The following is an 11,269-nucleotide window of genomic DNA, read 5'->3' as shown; positions in this document are numbered from 1 at the left end:
CGCTTTCACCAAAGCCTGCTGGAACGCAGGCGTATGGACCAAAAAAAGCCCCGCCAGTCTGGCGGGGCTTTGGAGCGCGAGCGGAACGCTCCGCTTGCTTCGGGTCAGATCACGTCGCGGGACATCAACCGTTGCGGGTATGGCCCCCGAAACGCCACTGCAGCTGCAGCATCACTTCGCGACCGTAAACGTTGTAGTTCTCGTTGTTGTAGTACGGATAGGTTCCGGCATAGGAGCCGTCCTTGGGCGGCATCTTGTTGAACACGTTGTTGGTCAACAGCGACACGTCCACGTCCTTGGTGGGCGAGTAGGTGACGCTCCAGTTCCAGGTGATCCACGGCGCCACCTTGGCATCGCCGGGGTAGTTCGGACCGTTGATCAGGCCGGTGTAGTTCGGCGACGGTCCATCGCGGTGGTAGTACACCGTGCTCGACCAGGTGTCGTGGAACGACCAGCCCAGTGCGCCGCTGACGATGCTCTTGAATTCCGAGCTGTACAGGGGATTGGTGAGCTGGTTGATGGTCGGGCCGCCCGGGTAGATCTGGTAGGCATGCTTGAGCATGTCGTTCCAGTCGAGCTGCAGGTTGAACTGGCCGACGGGGCTGGGGTTGAACAGGTATTTGATCTGCGAGGTCACCGACTCGGTCTGCTCGCTCGACACGTTGATGTAGTACTGGGTGATGCTGGTGACCTGGCCGGTGAACTGGTCACGCACCACTTGCGAGGTCGCCGCCAGGCAGTCCGGCGAATTGGCCGGCAGCTGGCCTTCCAGGCACTGCGCGTTTTCCTTCATCAGCAGATCGGCCGGCTGTGGCGCCACCTCGTTGCTGATGTTGATGTGCAGGTAGTCGGCGGTGATGCTGAGGTTGTTGATCGGCGCCCACACGAAGCCTGCGGACCAACTCTTGGCCGTGGTCGGCTTGAGCTTGGGATTGGACAACGTCGTGCCCGACACTTCGGTGGTGTAGTTCTGGCTGCAGTTCTGGCCGTTGCCCTGCGTCTGGCACAGATAGTAGTCGGTGACGTTCTGGTAGTTGCCGCTCGGCCCCAGGAACAGCGCCGACATGTCGGGCGCAAGGAACGAGGTGGAGTAGTTGCCACGCAACAGCAGCGTTTCCCAGGGACGGAATTCCAGGCCTGCCTTGTAGGTGAACTTGCCCGTGTCGCTATCGGAGGTGCTGTAGTGGTCATAGCGACCCGAGAGATCCACCGTAAGCATCTTCCAGATCGGCGCATTGAACTCGAACGCCGACGCCGCGTGGCTGCGCGTGCCGCCACCGGAAGTTCCGGTAAGCCCCCACACTTCGTTGTTCAAGATCAGCGGATTGATCGGCTCGTACCAGGCCTGGCTTCCGCCTTCCACCAGCACCGCCAACGCCGCATCGCCGCCCGGCAGCGAGAACAGGCTGCTGTTGCTCACGGTGGCGCGCGTGTTGTTGACCCAGGTGTTGGATTCGCTGCTGATGTTCTGCATGAAGCTGGCCAGCTGGGCCGGGGTCAGCGGGGTATAGAACTGCGCATAGTTCGGGTTGTAGACGTTCAGGCCGGTGTTGGGGTCGTTGCCCATCTGCGGACCAAGAATGTTGCCGAAGTAGTTGTCCACCGCAGTCGTCATGCGCTCCGGCGTGCTTGAGGTGGTGCGGTCGCCGGAACGCACGAAGTAGATGTCCCACAACCAGTTCGAATCGCCGAAGCTGCCGTTCGCGCCGATGTCGGCCTGGTACATCAGGTCATCCTGGCGGCCAAGCTGGTTGTAGTAGTTGTTGCCCACTTCTTCCGGGCCGAACACGCGCTCGGGATAGAGGATGTGGCCGTTGGTGTCTTCGACCAGTCCGCCCGGATAGTCGATCGGACCCCACCAGTTGTAGTCCGAGCCAGGCGTCCACTTCTGCTGCTGCCAATCGACCAGCGCGTCGCCGTACAGACGCACGTAATCATTGACGTTGTACTTGAGCTTCAGCATGCCGTCGTAGCTGCGGCTCTGATTGAGCAGCGTGGTGTAGCCGTAGACGTCGTTCGAACCGCAAAAGGTGCCGGTGCGGCTGGTGTCGGTCGAATGCGCGTTGACCGTGGTGCCCTTGAACAGGCCGCTCATCGCTGCGCAGTTGTCCTGTGGGCTGATATAGCCCTGCACGGCGCCGGTGTACGTATCGAGCGTGCCGTAGTCGAGCACGCGCGCCACCGTGACCGGCGTGGGATTGGTCGCGGTGAACGAGCGCTGGTACGCCCAGATCGGCGACTGGTTGTCGAATTCGACCGCACCGAGCACGTCGAGCTTGCCGAACTGGTGGCCGAAGGTCAGCGACAAGCGCTGGCTGGAGCCGCCGCCGCCGTCATAGCCGCCCGCGCGCACCAGCACTTCGGTGCCATCCATGTGCTGCTTGGTCACGATGTTGACGACGCCGGCAATGGCCTGCGAACCGTAGATGGACGAGGCGCCGCCGGGCAGCACGTCGATGTGGTCGATCATCGCCAACGGGATGTTGGAGATATTGGTGAAGTTGCTCTGCCCGTTGTACAGCTGGCCGAACTGGGTGATCGGCCGACCATCGATCAGGGTCAGCGTGTACTCGGGATTCAAGCCGTACAGGCTGATGGTCTGCGCACCCTGGGTGAAACCGCCGCTAGCCTGCGGGCCCTGCACGGAACCGGTGGACAACACCGAGCTCTGCAGCACTTCAGCCACGCTGTTGAAGCCGCGGGCTTTGATTTCCTGGCTGGTGATCGTGTAGATCGGCGCGGCGGTCTGGATCTGCGCATTGTTGATCAGGGTGCCGCTGACGGTGACCGCATCGAGGCGTTTGGCCTTCTTTTGCGCATCGGTATCGGTGGACTGGTCCTGCGCCGCGTCGGCGTTCGAACCCGTCGCAGCGGCACTGCCCGGCTGGGCGTTGCTGCTTGCATCGGTAGTTGCGGCGAAGGCTGGCGCGCAGCCGAACGCCAAGGCCGCCAGCACGGCGGCCGTGAGCTTGGACTTCAACATGGATCTCCCCTACATCGAATCTATGAATGGATGTCCCACACGCGCGTCTTCGCACGCCCGATGATTTCGGCGCCCCCGTCTCCCGCGGGGTTGTCATCATTTGGACGCCCAAATGAAATCACCTGTTTGGCTTTCTAACACGAAGAAGGCGCGTCGCAACAGCCCCAAGAAACTCGCAAGTAATTGAAGCGCAAGAACTATTCTCTTGCACTTGAGAGTTGCGATGCGTTCGCAGGAAAGCGCTGGAATTCGCAGGTCACTACTGGTGGCGCGCAACACACTGCGCCCCTTCGCAAGTGCGAACGGACGCTGCGTGGTTTTTTGCGTTGGCGCGCGAGTACGCGCGCGGCGACTCAGATCAGCCGTTCGGCTTCAAGCTCGCTCTTGAGATAGGCGTAGTAGATCGGCGCGGCAATCAGGCCGGCCAGTCCAAAGGCGGCTTCCATCAGCAACATGGCCACCAGCAACTCCCACGCACGCGCGCGGATCTGGCTGCCCACGATACGTGCATTGAGGAAATACTCGAGCTTGTGGATCAGGATGAGAAAGCCGAGCGCTGCGATACCGACGCCCAGCGAAATCGACAAGCCCGCAATGGTGATCGCCGTGTTGGAAATCAGATTGCCGATCACCGGCAGCAAGCCAACGATGAAGGTCACCACCACCAAGGTCTTGGCCAGCGGCACGTGGATGTCCATCAACGGCAACACGCCGAGCAGGAAAATCGCGGTAAATGTCGTGTTGAGCAGCGAAATCTTGATCTGCGCGAAAACGATGTTGTGGAATGCTTCCGCCAGTCGCTGCGCACGCAGGCCCAGCGCAGAAGCCAGCGGGCCGACTTGATGCGCCGGACGCGCGCGGCTGAGCGCAACGATGGCGCCGAGCACCATGCCGATCAGGATGTGCACGAAGACGCGCGCCGCCTCCTTGCCGATGGTCTGCAGGCTCACCGAGTGCTTGCGCGTGAGTTCCAGCGCCATCACGCGCAAGTCGTCGACGCTGTCGGGCAACCAGCCGACCACGGTCCCTGGCAACTGCTCGCGTGCCTTCTCCACCAGCGGCATCAATTGCTGTTGCCACAACAGCTCGGGGTTGCCGATTTCATTGCGCAGAAAACTCACCGCGCCAAGGATCAGCAACACCAGCAAACCCACCACGATGGTGGCGAGCAAGGCCACCACCAGCACCCGCGCGCGGTCGCCGGGCACCCGCTTGCCCAGCAGCGGCGCGGTCGATTGCACCAGCTCGTAGACCAGCAGGCCGGCGAACAACGCAGGCAGAAGTCGCAATCCCAACACCAGCACCAGCGCGAGGCCGGCCAGCACATAGCTGGTGATGCGGATGGCCGACGACGGCGGACGGACGTTCTGGGCAGGTTCCATGCAACTTCATGCGGCGGCGGGGATGGGAGGCAGTCTGTCAGTAGCCGATGAGGGCCGCCAGCCCTGTCGTTGTACCCACGAAGCAGGCGGCCAGGGCGCGCGCAGAGGCGGCGTCGACACGCCCCTGTCGTAAACTTGTCCGATTCTGCGCGCTCTGTTTACTCGGGAATCCTCTATGTCCGTTCGTTTGTCGGCGGCGCTTGCCGCCCTGGTCCTGCTTGCCGGTTGTTCCACGTCCACCCCGACCAAGACGCCTGCACCGACCGCCCCGGTCGCCCCGGTTGCCGCCGCGCCGACGCCCAGGACGCCGGCCGATGACAACCTCAATGCGGTCGCCTGGAGCCAGACGGCGATCGAGCATGACCTGATCTATCTGCAGACCTACCGCGACGCGCAGGCCCGCCTGCCGGCCGCCCTGGCCGACAAGCAGTGGGATGCGCTGCCCAAGGACGACCGCGTGGCGCCGGTCAAGGACCTCAAGCCGGCCGTGGTGCTCGACATCGACGAAACCGTGCTCGACAACTCGCCCTACCAGGCACGTCTGATCAAGAGCGGCGGCGAGTACAACGAGGCCGACTGGGCGGCCTGGTGCAACGAGCAGCGCGCCCGCGCCCTGCCGGGCGTGGTGGAGTTCACCCAGTTCGCCGCCAAGCACGGCATTGCGGTGATCTACATCTCCAACCGCGCCAAGGACCTGGACCAGGCCACCCTGGCCAATCTGCGCAAGGCCGGCCTGCCGGTGGCCGGTCCGGAGTCCTTCCTGGGCCTGGGTACCTTTGTCGAAGACTGCGAACAGATCGGCACCGAGAAGGGCTGCCGCCGTCAGCTGATCAGCCACAAATATCGCGTGTTGATGCAGTTTGGCGACCAGATCGGCGATTTTGTGACCGTTCTGGCCAATAACGCCGAAGGCCGTCAGAAGGCCATGAAGCCGTACATGGACTGGATCGGCACCCGCTGGTTCGTGCTGCCCAACCCGACCTATGGCGCATGGGAGCCCGCTCTGTTTAATAATGACTACACGGCCCCGCGCGACGAACGTCGCCGCCAGAAGATCCAGTCGCTGCGTTTTGACTGATTTCCGTCAAGTAAAAACAACGACTTACGAGCTTAAACCTAAAGTATTGCTTTAAGTTTGACGGGGAAGTAACATCCTCCCCGCTGACACCTGCTGACCTTGATAACTCCGCAGGCAAGGCCATTTCCCTTCCGGCTCTGCCGGATTACCCCGTGAGGCTCAACGCCCGCGGGGTTTTCTTTTGGTGCTATCTAAAGGGCGCTTGAACGGGCTCCCAACTTGGTGTCACGCCTCTTGTTCACGCGGAGTCGACACCCTTACGCTCGGCCGACCGCCTCCGGTTGCCTGGCGCCACCAAACGAGATTCCATGCGTCGCTCATCCGTCTACTACGCCGTTGGTGCGTTCATTGCCCTGCTGGTGCTGGCCACGGCGGCCGCGCTGTTCATGACCTCGCACCACAAGGCCGTCGGGCCGGTGCCGGTGGTGGTCGGCGGCGATACGCCCGAGGCGTCGGTGCAGCAGTCGATTGCGCTGATCAAGACGGGCGACTTCGCCGGCTTCTGGAAGCACGCCCTGCCCCCGGCCGACTACGACACCCTGCGTTCGGACTGGACACGCCCACGTCCCGATGAGCACCCGCTGACGCCCGAAGACCGCGCGGACTTCATCAAGACCATGCAGCAGCTCACCGCGCCCGATGCCGAAACCAAGCTCTACGCAGTGGCCAAGCCCAAGCTGGCCCAGCTGCAGGCGCAGTATCAGGACCAGGTGCCGGTGATGATCGGCATCTTCCAGGCGATTGCCGCCACTGGCGTGTCGCAGAGCAAGGACCTCACCAACCCGCAGAAGCAGCAGGCCACCGAGGTCATCAACGTGCTCGCGCCGTGGGCGCAGACCGTGCCGTGGTTTGACCAGGCGCGCGCCAAGCAGGTGGTCGGCATCGCCGTCGCCACCGCCCGCAAGCTCGACCTGAAGACGCCCGAGCAGCTGAAGGCCATGGACTTCGACACGGCGATGCAGAAGTACAGCGTCGGCTTCCTTGGCATCAAACAAGCCTTGGCCGTTTACGGCCTGTCGGTGGACGACACGCTCGATTCGGCCAAGGTCAGCACGGTGGAGAACCGCAACGGCCATGCCCATGTGCGCATCGACTACACCTTGCTGGGCAAGCCGTTGACCACCKAATCCGATCTGATCGAACAGGACGGGCGCTGGTATAGCGAGGATGTGCTCAAGAACGTGCGCGAGGCGCATGAGCGCCTGCTTGCTCCGCCCGCTCCCGCTGGCAGTGTCCCGGCGCCAGCGATGCCGGCCAGCGTCAGCACGCCGATCCAGGCCATGACGACGAAGCCGCCGGCCAAGCACTGAGCCCCGCCAAAACACCTTGTTTACTTTCGCTCCGGTAAAAGGCCGGGGCGACACGGGCGGCGCTTGCCGTTGCCGCCCGATCCGCCCAACCGACCCGGACAGCTCGGGCCACCAGTTACAATTGGGGAATGCAGAATATGTCGACCACGGACTCTCCCGCCCGTAGCCGCGCGCCCTGGTGGTTCAACCTGGCCGGGCAGTTGCTCGAACCCTGGATGCGCATCCGCCGCGATCCCGCCGAACCGGCCGCCTTGCTCAAGGCAGGCATACCGGTTTGCTATGTGATCGAGCGCGATGGCTTTTCCGATGCCCTGATCCTGGAGCGCGCCTGCCGCGAGGCCGGCTTGCCGTCGCCGATGGCGCCGCTCTCGGGTACGCGCCGCAAGCGCTCGGTGTTTGCCCTGGCCCGCCGCGACGGCTGGCTGTTCGGCCGCAGCCGCAAGCGCTCGCCCAGCGAACCGTTGGGCCAGCTGGTGCGCTCGCTGGAAGGCGACCCCGAGCGCGACGTGCAGATCGTGCCCGTGTCCATCTATGTCGGTCGCGCGCCCACCCGCGAGTCGGGCTGGTTCAGCGTGCTGTTTTCGGAAAACTGGGTCGTCGTCGGCCGTTTCCGCCGCATGCTGGCGCTGCTGCTCAATGGCCGCGACACCGTGGTGCATTTCTCCACCCCGGTATCGCTGCGCACGGTAGTCAACGAAGCGGGCGAGATCCGACCGGAACGCCTCACCCGCAAGATCGCCCGCGTGCTGCGCACGCACTTCCGCCGCATCCGCGCGGCGGTGATCGGCCCCGACCTGTCGCATCGCCGTACCGTGGTCGATTCGGTGTTGAATGCCGAGCCCGTGCGCGCCGCCATCGCCGCCACGGCCGCGAAGGAAAACATCAGCCAGGCCAAGGCGTGGCGTCGTGCGCACGACCTGGTGATGGAGATTGCCGCCGACTATTCGCACCCGGTGGTGCGTTCGGCTTCGTTCCTGCTCTCCAATTTCTGGAACAAGCTGTACGACGGCATCGCCATGCACCACTTCGAAAAGGCCCGCGCTGCCGCGCCGGGTCACGAAGTGGTCTATGTGCCCTGCCATCGCAGCCATGCCGACTATCTGCTGATGTCCTATCAGCTGCATATGTCCGGCGTGGTGGTACCGCATATCGCGGCGGGCGTGAACCTCAACCTGCCGGTGATCGGACCGATCCTGCGGCGCGGCGGCGCGTTCTTCCTGCGCCGCAGCTTCAAGGGCAATGCGCTGTATTCGGTGGTGTTCAATGAATACGTGGCGCAGCTGATCGATCGCGGCGTACCGATGGAGTACTTCATCGAAGGCGGCCGCTCGCGCACGGGCCGCCTGCTGGCGCCGCGCGCGGGCATGCTGGCGATGACGGTGCGTGCCTTCCTGCGCGCGCCGCGCCGCCCGGTGTTGTTCCAGCCTGTATACATCGGCTACGAGAAGCTGATGGAGGGCAAGAGCTATATCGGCGAACTCTCCGGCAAGCCCAAGGAGAAGGAATCGCTGATCGGCCTGCTGCGCGGACTCAAGGTGCTGCGCCAGCGCTATGGTCACGTCGCGCTGAATTTCGGCGAGCCGATCGAGCTTAACCCCATGCTCGACGCCGCCAGCCCCGACTGGCGCACCGACGATCCCGACGCCAAGCCCGAATGGCTGGGCCGCGTGGTGGACGACCTGGCCGACAAGATCCAGATCAACATCAACCGCGCCGCGGACATGAACCCCATCAACCTGCTGGCGCTGGCGCTGCTCGCCACGCCCAAGCACGCGATGGCGGAAAACGACCTGCTTGCACAGCTGGAACTGATGAAGGGGCTGCTGGAAGAGTTGCCTTATTCAGACCGCATGACGCTCACCGCGATGGACCCGGCTGGCATCATCGCCTACGGCGAACAGATGGGCTGGATCCGCCGCGTGCGCCATCCGCTGGGCGACGTGCTGGTGACCGAAGACGAGCAGGCGGTGTTGCTGAGCTATTTCCGCAACAACGTGCTGCACCTCACGGCCACGGCGGCGTGGGTGGCTTCGTGCTTCCTCAACAATCGCCGCATGTCGCGCGCCTCGGTGCTGCGCCTGGGCCGCATCATTTATCCGTTCATCCAGGGCGAGCTGTTCCTGCCGTGGGATGCCGACGGTTTCTGCGCGCAGCTGCAGGCCACCATCGATTTCTTCGTGCGCCGCGGGCTGCTCGAAGCGACCGGCGACGGCCGCGTGCTCGAGCGCGGCCCGGGCCAGGACGATGCGGCGTTCCAGCTCAAGATCATTGCGCGCAGCCTGATCCAGGCGTTCGAGCGCTACTACATCACCATCGCCGCGCTGGTGAAGAACGGGCCGCATACGCTCTCTTCGGCCGAGCTTGAGAACGCCTGCACGCTCACCGCCCAGCGCCTGAGCATGCTCAACGAATTGTCGGCGCCGGAGTTCTTCGACAAGGCGCTGTTCCGCGGCTTCATCCAGAAGCTGCGCGAGAACCGCATCGTGTGGACTGACGACGCCGGCAAGCTCGACTACGACACCGCGCTTGAGGGCATGGTGCGCGATGCCCGCGTGATCCTTTCCCGCGAGGTACGCCACTCCATCCTCAAGATCACCCCGGGCGGCGACGGCGAGAAGGATGCATCGCCCGAAAAGCCGCTGCCCGCCGATGCCACCAGCGAGGCACTGCACGAACGCCATGTGGCGGCGGAGCAGCATGAACATGCGCCGGTCGAGGCGACGGTGGTGGAAACGGCGACGGTGGAAGAGAGCGCGAACGGCGATACGCCGTCGAAGGACTGAGGCGGCATCGCTGCCACCTCCTATCGTCATCCCGGCGCACCCCAAGTGAGGGGGGATGACGGCTTCCATTGCGGCCACATCGCAAGATCCAGCAGGACGAACCGACCCACGCATCGCGACCCCATATAGGTAGTTCGTCATGGGTCGGCCGCCCCGGTCTCACCCTAAGATGAGCGCTTCACCCGGGGAGCTCATCATGACCACACGCGTTGCCTTCGCCATCGCTGCAGCCCTTGCGCTGCCCACCGCCATTGCGGCCGAACCCGCGCAGTCTCCGCCGGACGTCACCGTGCTGCAGTGTGCGCACCTGGTCGACACCGCCGCGGGCAAGCTGCTGGGCGAAACCACGCTGGTGATCGAAGGCAAGCAGGTCAAGGAGATCAAGTCCGGCTTCGTCGACTACAGCTCCTACGCCAATGCCGCCAAGACCTCGGGCGCGAGCTTTCGCTTTGAGAAGTTCATCAACGGCACCTGCCTGCCCGGCCTGATCGACGCACACACGCATCTCACCAGCGAAACGAGCCCCTCCGGTTACACCGATCAGTTCCGCTGGAATATTTCCGACTACGCGATCCGCTCGACCGTTTACGCGCGTCGCACGCTGATGGCCGGCTTTACCGCGGTGCGCAATCTCGGCGACGCGGGCAACGAATCCATTTCGCTGCGCAATGCCATCAATGCCGGCATCGTGCCGGGTCCGCGCATCTTCACCGCCGGCCGGCCGATCGGCAGCACCGGCGGCCATGCCGACCCCACCGACGGCTATCGCATGGACCTGGCCGGCAATCCCGGCCCCAAGGACGGCATCATCAACAGCGCCGACGACGCCTATAAGGCCGTGCGCCAGCACTACAAGGATGGCGTGGACGTCATCAAGATCATGCCCTCGGGCGGCGTGCTCGACGAAAGCAGCAGCGCCGACAACGCGCAGATGACCATCGAAGAGATCAAGGCTGTGGTCACCGCCGCTCACGACTACGGCTTCACCGTGGCCGCGCACGCGCACGGCGCCGAAGCGATCCGCCGCGCGGTGTTGGCCGGCGTCGATTCGATCGAGCACGGCACCTTCATGAACGATGAAGATATGAAGCTGATGAAGGAACACGGCACCTGGTACGTGCCCACCATCATCGCCGGCAAGTACGTGCAGGAAATGGCCGCCAAACCCGGCTACTACCCGCCGCAAGTCGCCGCCAAGGCGCTGCAGGTGGGCCCGATCATCCAGACCACCGCCGGCAAGGCCTACAAGGCCGGCGTGAAGATCGCCTTCGGCACGGATGCCGCCGTCTATCCGCACGGCCAGAACGCCAAGGAGTTCCAATACATGGTGCAAGCCGGCATGCCGCCGATGTTCGTGCTGCAAGCCGCCACCACCCATGCCGCCGAACTGCTGCACAAACAGAACGAACTGGGCCAGATCGCCGTGGGCCGCATGGCCGACATCATTGCCGTGCCGGGCAACCCGATCGAAGACATCACTGTGATGCAGAAGGTGAACTTCGTGATGAAGGGTGGCGTGGTTTACAAAGAGGATGGGAAGGAAGCGGTGAACTGAGTTTGCCTAGTCCCTTCTCCGTCTAGCGTCGTTGCTTATCTGTGGGAGCGCACCCTGTGCGCGACTGCCACGCCTGGGTGTGCTGCTCCGTAGGCTTGTCGCGCACAGGGTGCGCTCCCACAAAGAGCCAACCGGCAGCTTTGATCCGACGCCCAGGCTGGCACCCTCCTTGTAGGAG

Annotated in this window: 6 protein-coding genes; 4 read left to right on the top strand and 2 right to left on the bottom strand. The window is 63.8% G+C overall.

All coding sequences use genetic code 11. From position 1 onward, the window contains the following. Window positions 1–124: 124 nt before the first annotated feature. Entirely contained in the window at window positions 125–2,983 is a 2,859-nt protein-coding gene (locus AC1DMG_RS15600) for a TonB-dependent receptor plug domain-containing protein (protein WP_441602018.1), read from the bottom strand. A gap of 353 nt (window positions 2,984–3,336) precedes the next feature. Next, window positions 3,337–4,365: an AI-2E family transporter gene (locus tag AC1DMG_RS15595; protein WP_441602017.1), complete on the bottom strand. Its 1,029-nt coding sequence runs from the start codon at window positions 4,363–4,365 to the stop codon at window positions 3,337–3,339. A gap of 175 nt (window positions 4,366–4,540) precedes the next feature. Here AC1DMG_RS15595 and AC1DMG_RS15590 point away from each other — a divergent pair, with 175 nt between their 5' ends. The 4 genes from AC1DMG_RS15590 (at window position 4,541) to AC1DMG_RS15575 (ending at window position 11,091) form a co-directional block, all read left to right on the top strand. After that, window positions 4,541–5,443: a 5'-nucleotidase, lipoprotein e(P4) family gene (locus tag AC1DMG_RS15590; protein WP_441602016.1), complete on the top strand. Its 903-nt coding sequence runs from the start codon at window positions 4,541–4,543 to the stop codon at window positions 5,441–5,443. Window positions 5,444–5,751: 308 nt separating this feature from the next. Then, the gene (locus AC1DMG_RS15585) at window positions 5,752–6,753 is read left to right on the top strand and encodes a hypothetical protein (protein WP_477180728.1); all 1,002 of its coding nucleotides are present in this window, start codon (window positions 5,752–5,754) and stop codon (window positions 6,751–6,753) included. Window positions 6,754–6,881: 128 nt separating this feature from the next. Beyond that, the gene (gene plsB, locus AC1DMG_RS15580) at window positions 6,882–9,536 is read left to right on the top strand and encodes a glycerol-3-phosphate 1-O-acyltransferase PlsB (protein ID WP_441602014.1); all 2,655 of its coding nucleotides are present in this window, start codon (window positions 6,882–6,884) and stop codon (window positions 9,534–9,536) included. Between the two features lie 196 nt (window positions 9,537–9,732). Beyond that, window positions 9,733–11,091 carry a metal-dependent hydrolase family protein gene (locus AC1DMG_RS15575; RefSeq protein ID WP_441602013.1) on the top strand — a complete coding sequence of 453 codons (1,359 nt, stop codon included), beginning with the start codon at window positions 9,733–9,735 and terminating at the stop codon, window positions 11,089–11,091. The last annotated feature ends 178 nt before the right edge of the window (window positions 11,092–11,269 follow it).

The organism is Dyella sp. 01N36, from assembly GCF_056399745.1.
The sequence above is the reverse complement of the archived record's forward strand: the minus strand, read 5'-3'. Positions and strand labels throughout refer to the sequence as shown.

Coding starts and splice junctions, on each gene's coding strand:
- AC1DMG_RS15595 (WP_441602017.1), bottom strand. CDS start 4,365: ATGGAACCTGCCCAGAACGTCCGTCCGCCGTCGTCGGCCATCCGCATC.
- plsB (WP_441602014.1), top strand. CDS start 6,882: ATGCAGAATATGTCGACCACGGACTCTCCCGCCCGTAGCCGCGCGCCC.
- AC1DMG_RS15600 (WP_441602018.1), bottom strand. CDS start 2,983: ATGTTGAAGTCCAAGCTCACGGCCGCCGTGCTGGCGGCCTTGGCGTTC.
- AC1DMG_RS15590 (WP_441602016.1), top strand. CDS start 4,541: ATGTCCGTTCGTTTGTCGGCGGCGCTTGCCGCCCTGGTCCTGCTTGCC.
- AC1DMG_RS15575 (WP_441602013.1), top strand. CDS start 9,733: ATGACCACACGCGTTGCCTTCGCCATCGCTGCAGCCCTTGCGCTGCCC.